Annotated in this window: 19 protein-coding genes; 10 read left to right on the forward strand and 9 right to left on the reverse strand. The window is 68.9% G+C overall.

Going from position 1 to position 17,668, the window contains the following annotated elements; translation table 11 throughout:
* Nucleotides 1-34 precede the first annotated feature (34 nt).
* Nucleotides 35-508, forward strand: a complete 474-nt coding sequence (locus tag AB0P21_RS21870) for a nitroreductase/quinone reductase family protein (protein WP_363698962.1) — start codon at nucleotides 35-37, stop codon at nucleotides 506-508.
* On the opposite strand, the gene AB0P21_RS21875 is transcribed toward AB0P21_RS21870, so the two are convergent.
* Nucleotides 501-1,685 carry a phosphotransferase gene (locus tag AB0P21_RS21875; protein WP_363698963.1) on the reverse strand — a complete coding sequence of 395 codons (1,185 nt, stop codon included), beginning with the start codon at nucleotides 1,683-1,685 and terminating at the stop codon, nucleotides 501-503. The genes AB0P21_RS21870 and AB0P21_RS21875 overlap by 8 nt on opposite strands.
* A 65-nt stretch (nucleotides 1,686-1,750) precedes the next feature.
* The gene (locus tag AB0P21_RS21880; protein WP_363698964.1) at nucleotides 1,751-2,458 is read right to left on the reverse strand and encodes a hemolysin III family protein; all 708 of its coding nucleotides are present in this window, start codon (nucleotides 2,456-2,458) and stop codon (nucleotides 1,751-1,753) included.
* A 221-nt stretch (nucleotides 2,459-2,679) separates the two neighbouring features.
* Here AB0P21_RS21880 and AB0P21_RS21885 point away from each other — a divergent pair, with 221 nt between their 5' ends.
* The 4 genes from AB0P21_RS21885 to AB0P21_RS21900 all read left to right on the forward strand — a co-directional run bounded on the left by AB0P21_RS21885 (nucleotide 2,680) and on the right by AB0P21_RS21900 (nucleotide 7,768).
* Nucleotides 2,680-3,459, forward strand: coding sequence for an isoprenyl transferase (locus AB0P21_RS21885; protein WP_363698965.1), 780 nt, complete (start codon nucleotides 2,680-2,682; stop codon nucleotides 3,457-3,459).
* A 1,447-nt stretch (nucleotides 3,460-4,906) separates the two neighbouring features.
* A complete protein-coding gene (locus AB0P21_RS21890) occupies nucleotides 4,907-6,244 on the forward strand; it encodes a PhoH family protein (protein WP_363698966.1) in 1,338 nt (445 codons plus the stop codon).
* Nucleotides 6,245-6,403: 159 nt separating this feature from the next.
* Complete coding sequence (locus AB0P21_RS21895; protein ID WP_363698967.1) at nucleotides 6,404-7,102, forward strand: hypothetical protein; 699 nt, start codon at nucleotides 6,404-6,406, stop codon at nucleotides 7,100-7,102.
* Between the two features lie 6 nt (nucleotides 7,103-7,108).
* Nucleotides 7,109-7,768, forward strand: coding sequence for a hypothetical protein (locus AB0P21_RS21900; protein WP_363698968.1), 660 nt, complete (start codon nucleotides 7,109-7,111; stop codon nucleotides 7,766-7,768).
* Here AB0P21_RS21900 and AB0P21_RS21905 read toward each other — a convergent pair.
* Nucleotides 7,753-8,166, reverse strand: coding sequence for a DUF3224 domain-containing protein (locus AB0P21_RS21905; RefSeq protein WP_363698969.1), 414 nt, complete (start codon nucleotides 8,164-8,166; stop codon nucleotides 7,753-7,755). The genes AB0P21_RS21900 and AB0P21_RS21905 overlap by 16 nt on opposite strands.
* A gap of 79 nt (nucleotides 8,167-8,245) precedes the next feature.
* On the opposite strand from AB0P21_RS21905, the gene AB0P21_RS21910 reads away from it, so the two are divergent.
* The 3 genes from AB0P21_RS21910 to AB0P21_RS21920 all read left to right on the forward strand — a co-directional run bounded on the left by AB0P21_RS21910 (nucleotide 8,246) and on the right by AB0P21_RS21920 (nucleotide 11,036).
* Nucleotides 8,246-9,676: a class II fumarate hydratase gene (locus AB0P21_RS21910; protein ID WP_363698970.1), complete on the forward strand. Its 1,431-nt coding sequence runs from the start codon at nucleotides 8,246-8,248 to the stop codon at nucleotides 9,674-9,676.
* On the forward strand, nucleotides 9,673-10,362 hold the full coding sequence (locus tag AB0P21_RS21915; protein ID WP_363698971.1) for a DUF402 domain-containing protein: 690 nt from the start codon (nucleotides 9,673-9,675) through the stop codon (nucleotides 10,360-10,362). The genes AB0P21_RS21910 and AB0P21_RS21915 overlap by 4 nt, the downstream gene beginning before the upstream one ends.
* A gap of 143 nt (nucleotides 10,363-10,505) precedes the next feature.
* Nucleotides 10,506-11,036, forward strand: coding sequence for a hypothetical protein (locus tag AB0P21_RS21920; RefSeq protein WP_363698972.1), 531 nt, complete (start codon nucleotides 10,506-10,508; stop codon nucleotides 11,034-11,036).
* Nucleotides 11,037-11,048: 12 nt separating this feature from the next.
* On the opposite strand, the gene AB0P21_RS21925 is transcribed toward AB0P21_RS21920, so the two are convergent.
* The gene (locus AB0P21_RS21925; RefSeq protein ID WP_363698973.1) at nucleotides 11,049-11,261 is read right to left on the reverse strand and encodes a hypothetical protein; all 213 of its coding nucleotides are present in this window, start codon (nucleotides 11,259-11,261) and stop codon (nucleotides 11,049-11,051) included.
* Between the two features lie 18 nt (nucleotides 11,262-11,279).
* Nucleotides 11,280-12,950 (reverse strand): fumarate hydratase, encoded by a 1,671-nt coding sequence (locus AB0P21_RS21930; RefSeq protein ID WP_363698974.1) that lies wholly within the window; start codon nucleotides 12,948-12,950, stop codon nucleotides 11,280-11,282.
* Nucleotides 12,951-13,100: 150 nt separating this feature from the next.
* On the opposite strand from AB0P21_RS21930, the gene AB0P21_RS21935 reads away from it, so the two are divergent.
* On the forward strand, nucleotides 13,101-13,823 hold the full coding sequence (locus AB0P21_RS21935) for a DUF1707 domain-containing protein (RefSeq protein ID WP_363698975.1): 723 nt from the start codon (nucleotides 13,101-13,103) through the stop codon (nucleotides 13,821-13,823).
* A 4-nt stretch (nucleotides 13,824-13,827) separates the two neighbouring features.
* On the opposite strand, the gene AB0P21_RS21940 is transcribed toward AB0P21_RS21935, so the two are convergent.
* From AB0P21_RS21940 to glpX, 4 genes are all read right to left on the reverse strand, one after another.
* Entirely contained in the window at nucleotides 13,828-14,331 is a 504-nt protein-coding gene (locus AB0P21_RS21940) for a hypothetical protein (RefSeq protein ID WP_363698976.1), read from the reverse strand.
* Nucleotides 14,332-14,402: 71 nt separating this feature from the next.
* Nucleotides 14,403-14,903, reverse strand: coding sequence for a hypothetical protein (locus tag AB0P21_RS21945; RefSeq protein ID WP_363698977.1), 501 nt, complete (start codon nucleotides 14,901-14,903; stop codon nucleotides 14,403-14,405).
* A 3-nt stretch (nucleotides 14,904-14,906) separates the two neighbouring features.
* Complete coding sequence (locus AB0P21_RS21950; protein WP_363698978.1) at nucleotides 14,907-15,890, reverse strand: carbohydrate kinase; 984 nt, start codon at nucleotides 15,888-15,890, stop codon at nucleotides 14,907-14,909.
* Nucleotides 15,887-16,921 (reverse strand): class II fructose-bisphosphatase, encoded by a 1,035-nt coding sequence (glpX, locus tag AB0P21_RS21955; RefSeq protein ID WP_363698979.1) that lies wholly within the window; start codon nucleotides 16,919-16,921, stop codon nucleotides 15,887-15,889. The genes AB0P21_RS21950 and glpX overlap by 4 nt, the downstream gene beginning before the upstream one ends.
* 62 nt (nucleotides 16,922-16,983) lie before the next feature.
* Between glpX and AB0P21_RS21960 the strand changes: the two genes are divergently transcribed.
* Complete coding sequence (locus AB0P21_RS21960) at nucleotides 16,984-17,613, forward strand: DUF4245 domain-containing protein (RefSeq protein ID WP_363698980.1); 630 nt, start codon at nucleotides 16,984-16,986, stop codon at nucleotides 17,611-17,613.
* Nucleotides 17,614-17,668: the final 55 nt, after the last annotated feature.

A 17,668-nucleotide genomic window follows, 5' to 3' on the forward strand; every position in this document is an offset into this window, starting at 1 on the left:
ATACCCGCCTTCAGGGTGACGGCAGACTTCGTGCATGGGCTGGTACACGAATGTCATCCGCTCGTTAGGGCATCGGCGCTGGTTCGCCGTTGCCGGTCGCACTCTGGTACCCATCGATCGCTGGCTGCAACGGCGCACCGGTGGCCGGGTGACGATCCTCGGCCGTTCGGCCTTGCCCACTTTGCTTCTGACTACTCAGGGTCGCAAATCCGGGCTGCCTCGGACCGTACCGTTGATCTATGCGCCGGACGGCGACAGCTTCGTCGTCACCGCGTCGAACTGGGGGCAGGAGAAGCACCCCGCGTGGTCGGGCAATCTGCTCGCCGCCAGTGCCGCGACGGTCGCCTTGCCGGGTGGCCGGAAGATCGGGGTCCACGCAGTACTGGCTGAAGGCGCGGAGCGGGATCGGGTCTGGCCACTCGTCACCGAGGTCTGGCCCGCTTACGACACGTACGTCGAACGCACCGGCGGCCGGGCGATCCGGGTTTTCGTCCTGACGCCTAGCTGATCTTCGAGACCAGGTCGACCAGGACGCGGGTCAGTCGCACCCGCTGCTCGAAGAGCTCGAGACCGCACTCGGTGGTCTTGCCGAGTTGTTCGAGCGGCAGAGCGGTGAAGGCCGACCGTGCGAGCAGTGAGCCGAGGTAGCCGTACAGCACATCGTCCTCGGACACAGTCATGCCCTCCTCGGCCACGCCGTCCAAGAACGCGGCCAGGATCGCCCGGTGGATCGTCGGCAACTCCTCTGGCGCGAGCTCGCCCGCATGGGCCAGGCCGACCAGCAACTGGCCGAGGTCGAACCCGATCGCCTGGGGACAGTCGAAGCCCCAGTCGATCACGACGAACTCGTCCGGTTTGTCCTTCGGAACCAGCAGGTTCTGCGGACTCGCGTCGCCGTGCTGATACGTCTGCGGCAACCCATCCAGCCGATCCAGTACTACGGGCAGCCGGTCTGCCAGCGCGAGTAGTTCGTCCCGGAGACCGTGGTCGCCGGTCGAGCGGATCGCCTCGGCCAGCAGCGGGTGTTGCCAGGTCTGCTCGTCGGCGAGCATCGGGACGGCAGTGGTCAGCACGCGACCCTGCGCGTAGTACCGCAGCGCGATGCCAGGGGTCTCGACCTCGGGGCGGGGGAGCAGCGGCTCGACCAGGTGCTGCTGCCGCCGGGCGGACAACCGGCCGAGCAGGTTCGCCGCGTGCTCGAACCGCCCGAGTGGCCAGCAGCCCGGTGCCTGGTCGACGTTTTCCATCCACAGCGTCGCGCGGTCGTCGTCGTACTCGTCGAGCCGGTAGATCGTCGGCAGCCGGAGCCCGTCCGGCAGCAGCGTCGCGAGAGTGCCGCGGTGGACCGCGAGCTCGAGCCGCCAGGGCAGGTTGTCGACGAAGTGCTGCCGGAAGGGCTCAGGGATCAGGTGCAGCAACGGCCAGTGCCGCGGGGACTGCAGCTTCTTGACGAAGGCGGACCACTCGACGGTCTCACCCGACGACAGCTCGGCGGTGCCGAGGACGCGAAGCAGCGCCGCCGTGCTCGGGGTACCGATCTCGTAGTCGAAGACCTTGACCCGGGCTGTCCTGGGCACAGCGTCGGGCCGGCCGGTGGCCTCGCGGACCAGCGCGGTGAGGGTTTGCTCGTCAGGCGTGTCCCGGCCGAGATCGGCCAGCCCGGCGCTGACGGTGGTGCTGTTCATGATGGCCCCCCGGCGATCGGTTTCTACTCCGATCATGCGGGAGGATCTTCAGCTGGTCTTCAGATTTACACCGCGTGGTAGGTGGCGATACTGACCGCTACGTAGTGGCAGATGAAGGCGGCCACCGTGCAGGCGTGGAAGATCTCGTGGAAGCCGAACCACCGCGGGGACGGGTTCGGCCGCTTGGTGCCGTAAATGACCGCGCCGATCGAGTAGAGCCCGCCGCCGATCGCGAGCAGGGTGACCACGGCCGCGCCGCCCAGGCGGTAGAAGTCGCCCATCCAGAAGACGGCGACCCAGCCCAGGGCCAGGTAGATCGGGGTGTAGAGCCAGCGCGGCGCACCCACCCAGAAGATCCGGAACAGGATGCCGATCAGGGCACCGCCCCAGGCCAGGCTGAGCAGCAGGATCCGGTCGTTGCCGCGCAGCAGCACCACCCCCAGCGGGGTGTAGGTGCCGGCGATCAGCAGGAAGATGTTGCTGTGGTCGAGCCGGCGCAGGATCGCCTCGCCGGTCGCGCCCCAGTAGAACCGGTGGTAGAGGCCGGAGATCCCGAACAGCATCATCGAGCCCAGCGTGTAGACCGCAGCGGCCCACCGGCCGCTGCTGGTCGGGGCCAGGCAGATCAGCACGATGCCGGCCGCGGTCGCGAGCGGGAAGGTGCCGGTGTGCAGCCAGCCGCGCAGCTTCGGCTTCAGCTTGTCGGCCAGGTGCTGGCCGTGCTCGGGAGAGGCAGCGCCGGTCGGGGTGCCGGTCGCGGATTCGGCCGTCATCGCCATCCTCTCGTACGCGTAGCGGAGACCTACGCAACCGTAACCTACGCAGTCGTAGGTCGAAGGGGCCAGAAGGATGAAATGTAGGCGAGATCACCGGCGGGAACAGCCTCCCCGGAGTGTCCGATGCGCGAACCGGGGGAAAAGTTCGATCACTCTACGAGACCGGGAAACTGGGCTAGCCTCAGAAGTCGGAGAGCTTCTGAGGAGAGCACCTGCTGATGCGGACACCTGGCAAGGCCAAGCTGCGCGATGCGGTTTACGGGCTGTACGAGCGCCGGCTGGCGCGCACCCTGTCGCCGGATCGAATGCCGCGCCACGTCGGGGTGATCATCGACGGGAACCGCCGCTGGGCCCGGGCGGCCGGTGACCCGGTCTCGCGCGGCCACGAGGCCGGCGCCACCAAGATCACCGAGTTCCTGCACTGGTGCGACGAGGTCGGCGTCAAGGTGGTCACCGTCTGGATGCTCTCCACCGACAACCTGACCCGGCCCACCGACGAGCTCGAGCCGCTGCTGCGGATCATCGAGTCGACGGTCGAGGAGCTGACGGCGATCGGCCAGTGGCGGATCCACCCGGTCGGCGCGCTCGACCTGTTGCCCGGCGCCACCGCCGAGGTGCTGAAGGCCGCCGAGACCGCCACCCAGAACGTCGACGGCATGCTGGTCAACGTCGCGGTCGGGTACGGCGGCCGCCGGGAGCTGGCCGATGCCGTCCGGTCGCTGCTGCTCGAAGAGGCCGCCAAGGGCATCTCGATCGAGGAGCTGGCCGAGCGGGTCGACGTCGAGCACATCGCCGAGCACCTCTACACCAAGGGCCAGCCGGATCCGGACCTGGTGATCAGGACGTCTGGGGAGCAGCGGCTGGGCGGCTTCCTGTTGTGGCAGAGCGCGCTGAGCGAGTTCTACTTCTGCGAGGCGCTCTGGCCGGACTTCCGGCACGTCGACTTCCTTCGGGCGATCCGGAGCTATGCGCAGCGGGAGCGTCGCTTCGGGACGTGAGTACTGCGAGCGCAGGCGCCGTCGGGGCACCGCGGCCGCAGCGGCGGCACGTAGTACGGCGGCGGAGGTAGTAGGCGTAGGTGGCGGCACCCAGTGCTGCGCCCCAGACGACCCAGAGGGTGCCGGGCATCGCCAGGCCCCACTCGGAGCCGACGTTGTCGCCGGGCAGCCGGATGTTCATCAGGCCGGCCGGGATCAGCACCACGGCGACGATCGAGGCCGGGATGATCGCCAGCCGGGGCGGCACCGGTTGGCCGGCCTTGAACCAGATCCAGCGGGGGTAGACCTCGCCCCAGCGGTGCACCAGCCCGTGCGTGAGGATGCTGCCGCCGACGCCCAGCAGGGCCATCGCGAGACCTACTTCGAGCATGCCGGGCGTGTGGACCATCATCTGGTGGAACTCGTCGGTGATGCCCAATGGCCAGCCGAAGTACCAAGCGACCCGGGTGAACTCGTAGGGGATGTTGGAGACCACAGCGATCAGCACTGCGCGGCGGCCCCACCTAAGGGCGCCTGCTGGGGTCTGCCAGGCCCTGAGCGGCCTGTGGTCGCGTCCGCAGCTGCTGCAGGCCTGACGGCGCCTTCGGTGATAGCTGACGGCCGTGGCGGCCCACAGGAGGCCGCCGACGAAGATGATCAGGATGTTGATGCGGTGCCAGTAGAGGATCTCGCCGACGCCGCCCTGGGCTCCTGGGACGCCGGTGAAGGCGAAGACCAGCAGCGCGGGGGAGATCGCCAGCATGGCCAGCGGGGTGTAGTCAGGGATCAGCAAGGCCAGTAGGACCGCCATGGCCACGGCGTACGGGAGCAGGTAGCGGGTGGTCCTGAGGGTCATCAGCAAGGCGATCACTGCGCCCAGCAGGCCGAGCACGGCCATCACTGGCGCGACCACGCCGACCGGTGCGCCCTCCAGCACCGAGGCGGTCCGGTGGTCGCCGTCGACCGGCGCGAACGGGTATCCGGCGCCGCCCGTGGACCAGTAGATCCCCAGCACGCCGTAGGTCAGCGACCAGAGGCTGGTGGCGTAACCGAGGGTGTTTTTCAGCATGCTCCCAGCGTGCGGCGGCGGACCGGCGTACCGGCTCCCTCGGTGGGGTGAGCGGCGTCCCCCGATGGACGGAAACACGTAACAAGCCGTTAACTCGGTGGCCGGGCGTGTCGGGCTGCGGGGTTCGCAGGACAGACCTACAGTCCTTAGTGACGGTCGGAGGGGAAGCCGGCTGTTCGGGAGGCCCGATCAGATGAGACTTCATTGCTCGCCGGTAGCCCCATGAGGCGCCGAACGGAGTGCCCGAGACCCACGGTCTCGTCCTCACTGATTTCCGGTTCCGTGCGCCTTGCGGGACGGAGGGGGTCTGCACCAGACCTCCGGGTCCGGACCCGGTCCAACACCTAACCACTGGTGGGCCGGGCGTGGTGCACGCTGCGGTCCGAGAGGACGTGCGACATGGCTGCCACCCACGCCAAGGCGTCAACCCCCTCATCCACGCCGGACCAGCGCACTTTTGTGCTGGACACCTCGGTCCTGCTGTCGGATCCGCACGCGATGGTGCGCTTCGACGAGCACGAGGTCGTCATCCCGGTTGTCGTAGTCACCGAACTGGAGGCCAAACGGCATCACCCCGAGCTCGGCTACTTCGCCCGCACCGCGTTGCGGGTGATGGACGAGCTCAGGATCAAGCACGGACGGTTGGACGCCCCCCTGCCAGTGGGGGAGAAGGGTGGAACACTCCGGGTCGAGCTCAATCACACCGACCCCGAGGGGTTGCCGGCCGGTTTCCGGCTCGGTGACAACGACAGCCGCATCCTCGCGGTGGCCTGCAACTTCCAGGCCGAGGGCCGCAACGTCACCTTGGTCTCCAAGGACCTGCCGATGCGGGTGAAGGCCTCGGCCTGCGGCCTGGACGCCGAGGAGTACCGCGCCGAGCTGGCGCTGGAGTCGTCCGGCTGGACCGGGATGGACGAGCTGGAGGTGCCGACCAGCGACGTCGACAGCCTGTACGAGGACGGCGTGCTGGACATCCCCGAGGGCCGGGACTTCCCCACCCACACCGGGCTGGTGCTGCTGTCCGAGCGCGGCAGCGCGCTCGGCCGGGTGATGCCGGACAAGCGGATCAGGCTGGTCCGCGGCGACCGGGAGGCGTTCGGGCTGCGCGGCCGGTCGGCCGAGCAGCGGGTCGCACTGGATCTGCTGCTGGACCCGGACGTCGGGATCATCTCGCTCGGCGGCCGCGCGGGCACCGGCAAGTCGGCGCTCGCGCTGTGCGCCGGGCTGGAAGCGGTGATGGAGCGCCGGCAGCACAAGAAGGTGGTGGTCTTCCGGCCGCTGTTCGCGGTCGGCGGCCAGGAGCTCGGCTACCTGCCCGGCTCGGAGTCCGAGAAGATGGCGCCCTGGGCGCAGGCGGTGCACGACACGCTCGGCGCGCTGACCAGTGCCGACGTGATCGACGAGGTGATGGACCGCGGCATGCTCGAGGTGATGCCGCTGACCCACATCCGCGGCCGGTCGCTGCACGACGCGTTCGTGATCGTCGACGAGGCCCAGTCGCTGGAGCGCAACGTGCTGCTCACGGTGCTGTCCCGGATCGGCGCGAACTCGCGGGTGGTGCTGACCCACGACGTCGCCCAGCGCGACAACCTGCGGGTCGGCCGGCACGACGGCGTCGTCGCGGTGGTCGAGAAGCTGAAGGGTCACCCACTGTTCGCCCACGTCACGCTGACCCGGTCGGAGCGTTCGCCGATCGCCGCGCTGGTCACCGAAATGCTGGAGGACGTGCAGCTGTAGCAGCCTCTGTAAGACAGAAATAAAGATTTCGCGGTACCCGGTGCGGCCACACGCCATGTGGCCGCACCGTTCATTGTGACGTTGTTGTGATCACGCTCTGATTAGGCCAGAGTATGTTCCTGTTGCAGCCGACGGGGGTCGGGTAACTCGGAAGGACAGATGAAAGCGAAGCGTTCCGTCGCGATCCTCGCAGTCAGCGGGATCGTCGTCGTCTCGGTAGTCGCAGGTCTCGACCTCTTCAACTCCCCTGGCAGCAACGCCGCGTCCGACCCGGTCTCCGGCCGGGCCGAGATGGCCGTGCTGAACAGCGAGCGCGCGCAGGCGGCCAAGTCGCCGAAGCCGAAGCCGAAGACGGCGGCCGAGCAGGCCCAGGAAGTGATCCAGCTCCGCAACCAGATCGAGGCCGTCGACGCCGAGCGCAAGGCCGCGCAGGACGCGTCCGATCTGCGGCAGAAGGCGAAGAACACCGCCCTGGCCCGCTACAAGGCGCTGCAGAAGACCGAGCGGAGCTCCCGCGAGGAGCGCGCCAGCCGCGACGCCGAGCGGAAGAAGTTCGAGGGCACCCCCAAGCAGATCGCCAAGAACCTGCTCGGCGACCACGGCTGGGGAGCCAGTCAGTTCAGCTGCCTGGAGAGCCTGTGGAACAAGGAGTCCCGTTGGCGGGTCGACGCGGACAACCCGTCGTCCAGCGCCTACGGCATCCCGCAGGCGCTGCCGGGCAACCGGATGGCGGCGTACGGCAAGGACTGGCGGACCAACCCGGTCGTCCAGATCCAGTGGGGTCTGGACTACATCGAGAACCGGCACGGCTCGCCGTGCGGCGCCTGGTCGCACTCCAAGGCCAAGGGCTGGTACTGACGACCGTTGAGCGAGCTGGCGAGGGCGGTCAGCGAGCGGGGTGAGCTCCTACTGCGACGCCGCGATGACGGGGCCGTCGAGCTGCGGGTCAACGGCGTGTTCGTGATGGACGACGTGGAGACGTCGAGTGAGGAACTGCTCGCGTCGGCCGCCCTTGATCTCGTACCGCGGCCGCGGCGGGTGCTGGTGGGCGGGCTCGGGCTCGGCTACACCGTCCGGGCGCTGCTCGCCGACGAGCGGGTGGAGTCGGTGCTGGTCGCGGAGATCGAGCCGGCGGTGGTGCGGTGGATGAAGGACGGGCTGGTGCCGTCGGTGCTCGGGGATCCTCGGGTGCACGTCACGATCGGCGACGTGCGCGACGTCGTACTGGGTCAGGAGGCGGGCAGCCTGGACGGGTTGCTGCTGGATGTGGACAACGGGCCGGACTTCCTTGTCTACAACGATAATTCGTTGATCTATCAGACAGATTTCCTGGCCGAGTGCCGGCGGCGGCTCGCCGCGGGCGGCGTACTGACGGTGTGGTCGTCGTCAGCCTCGGCCGCGCTGGAGTCGGCGATCCGCGGGGCGTTCGGGGCATGCGCCGTCCGGCCCGTTCCCGTGCGACTGCAGGGACGGGCCGAGACGTACTACGTCTATCAGGGCAGCGTCTCTCAGGGCAGTTCGTAGTCCACCGTCAGGCGCGGGCCCTGGTCGTCGTGCTCGTAGACGACCGTTCCGGTGAGACCGGCCAGGTCGCCGTCGGCCGCGACGATCTTGCCGGGCGACGAGGTCTGGTCGGCGCTCGCGCCGTGCACGATCACGAAGGTGCCCGCGCGGCCGGCCAGCGTGCCGGAGAAGCGCTCGACCGCCGTGTACGCCGCGGGGCCCTGGCCGGTGCCGACCATCAGCAGCTCGGCGGAGCTGGTGCCTTCGAGACCGGCGCCTTGCTCGGCCAGGTCCGCGCCTTCCAGCTTGGAGCCGGTGAAGGTCTTGCCGACAGCGGCGCGGCCCAGGGTGAGATCGCCTGACTCGTCATAGGTCGACTGGTCCCATTTGGTGATCTCGAAAGCCTGCGTGAAGCGCATGGGTGTCCCCTCGTGTGGTGTTGTCCACAACGGTTCTATCAGTCCCGGCGGACAGTGCGGATCGACGTACTCTGCAGGTATGGGAGACAACGTGGAATTCAGGATCGAGCACGACACGATGGGCGAGGTGTCGGTGCCGCGGGACGCGCTGTGGCGCGCCCAGACCCAGCGCGCGGTGGAGAACTTCCCGATCTCCGGCCAACCGCTGGCGCCGGCCCTCGTCCACGCGCTGGCTCAGATCAAGGCCTCGGCCGCGGTGGTGAACGCCGAGCTCGGGGTGCTGGACCAGAAGCTTGCCGACGGCATCGTCGCGGCCGCCGACCGGGTCAGCGCGGGCGAGTTCGACGCGGAGTTCCCGATCGACGTGTTCCAGACCGGCTCGGGCACCTCGACGAACATGAACGTGAACGAGGTGCTTGCTACTCTCGCGACCCGAGCGCTGGACGCCGAGGTGCACCCGAACGATCACGTCAACGCGAGCCAGTCGAGCAACGACACCTTCCCGTCGGCGATCCACGTCGCCGCGACGTCCGGTGTCGTGCAGGACCTGTTGCCGGCGCTGGAGCACCTGGTGCAATCGCTGTCGGCGAAGGGCACTGAGTTCGCCACTGTGGTGAAGTCGGGGCGCACGCATCTGATGGACGCGACGCCGGTGACGTTGGGGCAAGAGTTCAACGGGTACGCAGCGCAGATCAGCCGGGGTGCCGATCGGGTGCGCGCGACGCTGCCGCGGGTGACCGAGCTGCCGTTGGGCGGGACGGCGGTGGGGACGGGGATCAACACGCCGCCCGGCTTCGCGGGCAAGGTGATCACCGAGCTGAACCGGCGGACCGGGTTGGAGCTGAGCGAGGCGGCGGATCACTTCGAGGCGCAAGGCGCCCGCGATGCCCTGGTGGAGCTGTCGGGGCAGCTGAAGACGATCGCGGTCAGCCTGACGAAGATCTGCAACGACCTGCGCTGGATGGGCTCGGGGCCGCGCGCCGGGCTGGGCGAGATCGCCCTGCCCGACCTGCAACCGGGGTCGAGCATCATGCCGGGCAAGGTGAACCCGGTGATCTGCGAGGCGACCCTGATGGTGGCCGCGCAGGTGATCGGCAACGACACCACCATCACGGTGGCCGGCGCCGGCGGCAACTTCGAGCTGAACGTGATGCTTCCGGTGATCGCCCGCAACCTGCTGGAGTCGATCCAGCTGCTCGGCAACGCGTCCCGGCTGCTCGCCGACCGCTGCGTCGACGGCATCACCGCGAACGTCGAGCACGCCCGCGCGCTGGCCGAGTCGTCGCCGTCGATCGTCACCCCGCTGAACAAGTACATCGGCTACGAGAACGCCGCCAAGGTGGCGAAGAGCGCGCTCAAGCAGGGCAAGTCGATCCGCGAGGTCGTGATCGAGAACGGCCACGTCAGCCAGGGCGACCTGACCGAGGAGCAGCTCGACGCGGCCCTCGACCTGCTGTCGATGACCCGTCCGGCGGCCCCGGCTGATCCGGCCGCGTCGGCGGACTCGTGACGGCCGACGCGACGACCGGGCTGGCCGTGCACTGGGAGCCCGGGACGACCATCGAGTGGATCTACGAAGGTGCGGGGCAGTTCAGCGAGTTCCCGAACGTGCGGCCGATGACCGTGGTCCGCGACGACGAGGACGGCCTGGTCGCCTGGCTCGCGCCCGGTACTCCGCTGATCAAACCCGTGCTGGTCGACGGTCGCGAGACCCGGCACGCCGGCCCGCAAGGGATGCACACCGAGGACCGGGTGCTCAAGCTCGACATCTGGCACGGCACCGGCATCCTCAAGGTCGCCCCGACCGGCAAGCCCTGGTCGATCTGGCACTTCTGGGCCGCCGACGAGACCTTCCTCGGCTGGTACGTGAACCTCGAGTCCGAGCACCGCCGCGACATCGAGGCCCGCCGCACCAGCTCGATGGACTACGTCCTGGACCTGTGGATCCACCCGGACCGCCGCATCGACTGGAAAGACGAGGACGAACTGGAAGGCGCCGTCGCGACCGGCCGCTTCACCCAGGCAGAGGCCGACCGGATCATCGCCGACGCGCACACCGCAGTACGCGAGATCGAGGCCTGGGGCTCGCCCTTCACCGACAACTGGAAGGACTGGCGTCCGGACCCGCACCTCCGCTTGCCGGAAGCCCCTACCGGCTACGCCGTCGCTCACATCGCGGAGGAGCTCCTTGGCTGATATTCGCTGAGCTCTGCCCAAGCCCGGAGCCTCTTGCCCTGACCAGACCGAGAGGTTCTGGCTTGGTCATGGGCGGAAGCTTCCAGCCAGGCAGCGCCGAGAGGTTCTGGCTTGGCGGGCCTGGGAGCTTCTAGCCTGGGGTGATGGCGATGATGGACACCGGGTGCCGGGGGTTGCTGATCAACGGCGGCGGGGGAGCCGGCAAAACGGCTACCGGACAGGCGATCGGCAGGATCCTCACCGGCCGGTCGCTCCCGACCGCGGTGATCGACCTGGACACGCTCTCGCAGTACGGGCCGACGCCGCCACACCAGCCCGGCTTCCACGACCGCCTACGCGTGCAGAACCTCACCAAGGTCTGGGCGACCTACCGCGCCGCCGGCGCCCGCTTCGTGGTCGTCAGCGGCGTGATCGGCACCACCGAGCTCCGCCAGGCCTTCGCCGGTTGTCTGACCGGCTGCGACGTGCAAATGGTCAGGCTGGTCACCTCGCCCGAGCTGGTCGAGAGCCGCACCCGAGGTCTCACCCGAGGACCGGACTGGGATCTCCGGCAAGCCCTGGCGGAGTACGACGAACTCCCGCGGATCGAGGACTTCGCCGTACCGAACGATCGCCCGCTCCCACAGGTGGCCACCGAGATCCTGCTGGCCGCAGGCTGGATCACCAACCCGTGAGCGACTTGTCAGTTAGCCGGAAAAGGCCAGACCGTGGTCCTGCAGTGCGGCTTCGAGGATGCGGACGGCTCTGGGTCCTACGCCGTGCATCGCCAACAGGTCAGCACGGGTAAGTGTGGCGACCTGGGCGAGGGTGGTGATCCCGGCCAGCAGCAAGGCGCTGTTGGCCGGGCGGCCGATCGGTGGCAGGTCGCCGATCTGGGCGGGGGTGTCGCGGGTGCTCATCGCAGTACCGGCTGTGGGTCAGCTGCGGGGGCGGGTGGTGAGGGGGACCGGCTTGCGGGTGTCGGTGAAGAAGTCGTTGCCCTTGTCGTCGACCACGACGAAGGCGGGGAAGTCCTCGACCTCGATCTTCCAGACGGCCTCCATCCCCAGTTCGGCGTACTCGATCACGTCGACGGACTTGATGCAGTCCTGGGCGAGGCGGGCCGCGGGGCCGCCGATCGAGCCGAGGTAGAAGCCGCCGTGTTCCTTGCAGGCGGCCGTCACCTTGGCCGAGCGGTTGCCCTTGGCAAGCATTACGAAGGAGCCGCCGGCCGCCTGGAACTGGTCGACGTACGCATCCATCCGGCCGGCCGTGGTCGGGCCGAAGGAGCCTGACGCGTAGCCCTCGGGCGTCTTGGCGGGGCCGGCGTAGTACACGGCGTGGTCCTTCAGGTACTGCGGCATCGGCTCGCCGGCGTCGAGGCGCTCCTTGATCTTGGCGTGCGCGATGTCGCGCGCCACCACCAGCGGGCCGCTCAGCGACAGCCGCGTCTTGACCGGCAGCTTCGACAGCTCGGTGCGGATCTCCGCCATCGGCCGGTTCAGGTCGATCCGGACCACCTCGGCGTCATCCGACAAATGCTCGTCGGTGGTGTCCGGCAGGAATCGGGCCGGGTCGCGCTCGAGCTGCTCCAGGAAGACCCCCTCCGGGGTGATCTTGGCCAGCGCCTGCCGGTCCGCCGAGCAGGACACCGCGATCGCGACCGGGCAGGACGCGCCGTGCCGCGGCAGCCGGATCACCCGGACGTCGTGGCAGAAGTACTTGCCGCCGAACTGCGCGCCGATGCCGAAGTCCTGGGTCAGCTGGAAGACCTTCTCCTCCAGTTCCACGTCGCGGAACCCGTTGCCCAGCGGCGATCCCGTCGTCGGCAACGCGTCCAGGTAGTGCGCCGACGCGTACTTCGCCGTCTTCAGCGCGTACTCCGCGGACGTCCCGCCGACCACGATCGCCAGGTGGTACGGCGGGCAGGCCGCGGTCCCGAGCGAGCGGATCTTCTCGTCCAGGAACTTCATCATCCCGTCCGGGTTCAGCACCGCCTTGGTCTCCTGGAACAGGAACGACTTGTTCGCCGAGCCGCCGCCCTTGGCCATGAACAGGAACTTGTACGCCGGATCCGCCGCGGCCGAGCCAGGCGTCGAGTACAGCTCGATCTGGGCCGGCAGGTTGGAGCCGGTGTTCTTCTCGTCCCACATCGTCAGCGGCGCCATCTGCGAGTAGCGCAGGTTGAGCTTGGTGTACGCGTCGTACACGCCCCGGCTGATCCACTCCTCGTCGACCGCGCCGGTCAGCACGCCCTCGGACTTCTTGCCCATCACGATCGCCGTACCGGTGTCCTGGCACATCGGCAGCACGCCGCCGGCCGAGATGTTCGCGTTCTTCAGCAGGTCGAGCGCGACGAACCGGTCGTTCCCGGACGCCTCCGGGTCGTCGATGATGCGGCGCAGTTGCGTGAGGTGCGCAGTACGGAGGTAGTGCGAGATGTCGTGCATCGCCTCGGCGGTGAGCTGCTGCAGCACCTCGGGCTCCACCTGCAGGAAGGTGCGCCCACCCGCGGTGAACGTGCTCACTCCCTCGGTGGTGAGGAGCCGGTACTCCGTGGCGTCGGCGCCCAGCGGGAGCAGTTCGGAGTAGTTGAAGTCGGCGGACACCGGGCGTACCTCCAGGCGAGTGGTCTCAGAACCCCACCAGCCTAGTTCCGTCTCCCTGACGCCGCCTCGCCCGGGTGCGTGCCGACCTCAGGGAGGATCCGGGGTTATTCCTTATCGGCGGTTGGCCGGGTCCGGACGTAGAGTTTTGGTGTGGCCCAAGACGACGTACCGCAGCCGAACCGCCCGCAGGACACGCCGCGCCCGGACAGCAGTCCCGCGCCGGCCGCCCAGCCGACCGGCGACGAGCTGGCGCTGCGCAGACGGGTGTCGGACTACGAGCGCGAACAGGTCGCCGACGTACTGCGCGACGCCGCGGGCGAGGGCCGGCTCAGCTACACCGAGCTGGAGGACCGGCTGGAGACGCTGTACTCCGCCAAGACCTACGGCGAGCTGGTCGAGATCGCCGCCGACCTCCCGAACGGCCCGACCGCGCCGAGCGCCGCAGCCGGCCTGCCGCCGCAGCACCAGCCGGGTCCGGGCATGACGGTGCACGCGCCGACGCCGGTCATCAACGTCTTCCTGTCCGACCAGAAGCGTCTCGGCGCCTGGGTCGCGCCGCAACGCCAGGAGGTCAACGCGGTCCTCGGCGACGTAACGCTGGACTACACCGAGGCGCACGTCCCGTACGACGAGATCTACATCGACGTGAAGTCGATCCTCGCCGACGTGAAGATCCGGGTCCCGCAGAACGCGATCGTGCACCTGGACAGCAACCCGATCCTCGGCTCGGTCTCCGAACAGAACGGGATCGGCGGCGCCGTCGACGCGACCGGCGCCCCGGTCAAGGTCTTCCACATCCGCGGCACCGCGATCCTCGGCGAGATCAAGGTCAAACGAGGCCCCCGTCTCAGCAAACGCCTCGGCCTCAGCTGAGCTCTCAGCCTGCGTGGAGTTGCCGTACCCGGGTCTGCTCCAGCCACCTCAGGAAGGCATCCAGGTCCTTCACATTGTTGTCCCGGATGGTGACCGGCGATGCACTCGGATCGATCGGCACCAGCACCACCTCCCGGCTGATCGACTGCCGAGCCCGTACGACGATGGTGGACACCTCCCGCCACCCGATCCGCCGAGCACCCCGACCGGCGCTGACCCCTTCGGAGTCGACCACCACCATCGGCCGCCCGGTGATCAACTGCCAAACGCTGAACCCGGCAACCCCGACAAGCGCCGCCCCGGCCGCCGCACCGAGCACGTTCCACTCGATCGCACCCCAGCTCCCGCCCGCCCGCTGATAGGTGACGAACAGCGCCACCGCCCCGACCACTACCGTAATCGACAACTGGAACACCACCCCACGCCACCGCTGCGGGAACACCACCTGCCCCGTCCGCCGGAACTCCGCATCCCAGACCTCCGGCCCCGCCTCACCCATCCCAGCCATGCGTTCCCCCACATCCCAGGCAATCGCACAACTGTAGATGCCGGGGAGGCCGCCTGGCGGTGCGCGGCGACCTACGCGTCGGTAGGCCGGGGCTGGTTGGTGTGGAGGGTGCGGAGCCAGGTGGCGAGGTCAGCCAGTTCGAGGACGTTGTCCTGGGAGATGCCGAAGGGGGACAGGCGGTGGCGGTCGATCGGCTGGATCTGGATGGTGCGGCCGCCCGGGGGACCGGAAGGGTCGTCGATGCGGGCGATCTGGTGCCATGCGTAGCCGTGTTTGCCGTTCTTGCCGACGCGGATGCCGGCCTGGTCGACGGTGACCATCGGGCGGCGGGTGATGAGTTGCCAGGCGGTCATCGCGACGATGAAGGCGAAGGCCGCGAGCGACGTCACCCGTAGTACGCCGAACAGGCCGTCCATCTCGTCGTCGCGGATGTGGGCGATGAGCGACCAGAGCGAGTTGCCCAGCAGGACGGCGCCGATGGCGGCGCGGATCCACAGCCGCTTGCGGCGTTGGGGGAACACCACCTGGCCGGACGACTCGAGCTCGGCCGACCAGGCGTCCGCGGTGCTCACGGATCAGCCCCAGGTCGCGGTGTGCTCGGCAGCGGTGGGCGGGTCGGCGCCGTGCCGGGTGCAGGTGATGGCGGCGGCCTTGACCGCGTAGTCGACGACATCGCGCAGGGCTTGCTCGTCCAGCCCGGCAAGCCGTACCGCGCCCAGCAACCCGCGTGCCTGCAGGCCCGCGATGAGTGCGGACATGAACGAGTCACCGGCGCCGACCGTGTCGATCACCTTGATCGCCGGCGCGGTCACCTCGACGCGTGCGTCCCGGCTGACGCCGATCGCGCCTTCGCCACCACGGGTGATGACCACGCACTTGGTCCGCTCGACAGTGAGCAGTTCGGCCGCGATGTCGTCCGGCGACAACCCGGGCCGCAGGAACTCACAGTCCTCGTCGCTCAGCTTCACCAGGTCGGCGGACGCCGCAAGCTCCCGTACTGCGGCCCAGGTGCTGACCGGGTCGGGGGTGATCGTCGGGCGCGCGTTCGGGTCGAGGGTCACCGTGACGGGCTGATCGGCGAGCGACGCGAGGAAGGTCCGAATCGCAGCGGCGCCCGGCTCGAGCACGGTGGCGATCGAACCGGTGTGTACTGCGGGGCTGCCGCGTCGCAGCGAGAGCTTCGGCGGCTCCCAGGTGATGTCGAACTGGTACGACGCAACGCCGGCGGCGTCGAGCGTGGCGGTCGCAGTACTGGTCCGGAAGCTCGGGTCGACCGAACCGGGCGACAGCTGGACGCCGTTGCCGAACAGGTGCGCGCCGAGCTGGTCGCCGTACGGGTCGGTGCCGAAGCGGGTGACGAGTTCGGTCGGCAGGCCGAGCCGGGCCAGACCGACCGCGACGTTGGCCGGCGAGCCGCCAGGAGTCGCCTTGCTGCCGTTCTTCCCGTTCCGGCCTGAGCCTGAGCCCGCGCCAGAGCCTGAGCCCGCGCCGCCGTTGCCGGTGCCGCTGGAGACGATGTCCACGAGCGCCTCGCCGATCACGAGGACGGGTGCGGTCATCGGGCGTGCTCGAAGTCGATCGCGGAGTACGCGCGCAGCTTGGACAGCTGGTGCTCGCTCTCGATACTGCGGATCGTGCCGCTGCGCGAGCGCATCACCAGCGAGTGGGTACGGGCGATCGAGCTGCGGTAGCGGACGCCGCGGAGCAGCTCGCCGTCGGTGATGCCGGTCGCGACGAAGAAGCAGTCGTCCCCGCTGACCAGGTCGTCGGTGGACAGCACCCGGTCGAGGTCGTGACCGGCGTCGATCGCCTTCTGCCGCTCGTCGTCGTCCTTCGGCCAGAGCCGGCCCTGGATCATGCCGCCCATGCACTTCATCGCGCAGGCCGCGATGATGCCCTCCGGCGTACCGCCGATGCCGATCAGCATGTCCAGGCCGGTGTCCGGCCGGGCCGCCTCGACCGCGCCGGCCACGTCGCCGTCGCTGATGAACTTGATCCGCGCGCCGGTGGCCCGGATCTGCGCGGCCAGGTCGTCGTGCCGCGGCCGGTCGAGCAGTACGACGGTGACGTCGTCGACCGACGAGCCCTTCGCCTTGGCGACCAGCCGGATGTTCTCGGCGACGGGCAGCCGGATGTCGACCACGTCGGCGGCCTCGGGGCCGACCACGAGCTTCTCCATGTAGAACACGGCGGACGGGTCGTACATGGTGTTGCGCGGCGCCACCGCCATCACGGCGATGCCGTTGGCCATCCCCTTGGCGACCAGCGTCGTACCGTCGACCGGGTCGACCGCGACGTCGCACTCGGGGCCGTCGCCGGAGCCGACCCGCTCGCCGTTGTAGAGCATCGGGGCGTTGTCCTTCTCGCCCTCGCCGATCACCACCACGCCGTTCATGCCGACGGTGCCGATCAGGGTGCGCATCGCGTTCACGGCCGCGCCGTCGGCGCCGTTCTTGTCGCCCCGGCCGACCCACCGTCCTGCCGCCATCGCGGCTGCCTCGGTGACCCGGACCAGCTCCAGGGCCAGGTTGCGGTCGGGGGCGTGCTCGTCGACCTCGAGATGGGCAGGGGGAGTGGACGGGTCGTTCATGCCACGGATCGTAGCCAACGACCGGTGTCGGACAGTTGGCGGTCTCGGGGGACACTGGTCACATGAGCTCGACGAGTGAGGGGCCGACGACGGAGCTGACGGCCGAGCAGAAGCGGGTCGCGGCCGAGCGGGCCCAGGACCGCGCCGAGGCGCTGGCCTACCGTGCGCAGAACAAGATCGACCGGGCCAAGGCACGCACCCTGACCAACATGGTCTGGGCGCTGCTGGCCTGTTTCATCGTGGTCGCGTTCCTGATGGTGGTCACCTGGCGGCCGAAGTCGGAGAAGGTCCGCGCGGTCGAGTACACCGCGCAGCTCGAGGACGCCCGCAAGGCCGCCTCCTGGATCCGCGGGCCGGAGCCGATGCCGGCCGGCTGGACGGCCACCAGTGTGCAATTCCGCGCACCCCAGCAAAGCCCGATCACCTGGCATCTGGGAATTGTCACCGACCAGAAGAAATATGTCGGGCTGGAGCAGTCCAACGTGACGAGCCGGGGATTTCAGGCCGACGAACTCGGCAAGACCGCCGACGACGGCACCTCGACCGTGGCAGGCGTGGTCTGGCAGCGTAAAACCCTGCTGGACCGGGACAACGAACACGCCCTGGTGTTGATCGGCTCCGGGGTCACCACGATCGTCACCGGAAATGCCGGATATCAGGCGCTTGAAACGTTTGCTGCGACCCTGCGCTGAATTCCGGAAACTTATTCAGCCGTTGACACGGTGACTCCCCGCACGTTCCAATCGA

The sequence above is a fragment of the Kribbella sp. NPDC056861 genome (assembly GCF_040687575.1).
Lineage (GTDB): Bacteria > Actinomycetota > Actinomycetes > Propionibacteriales > Kribbellaceae > Kribbella.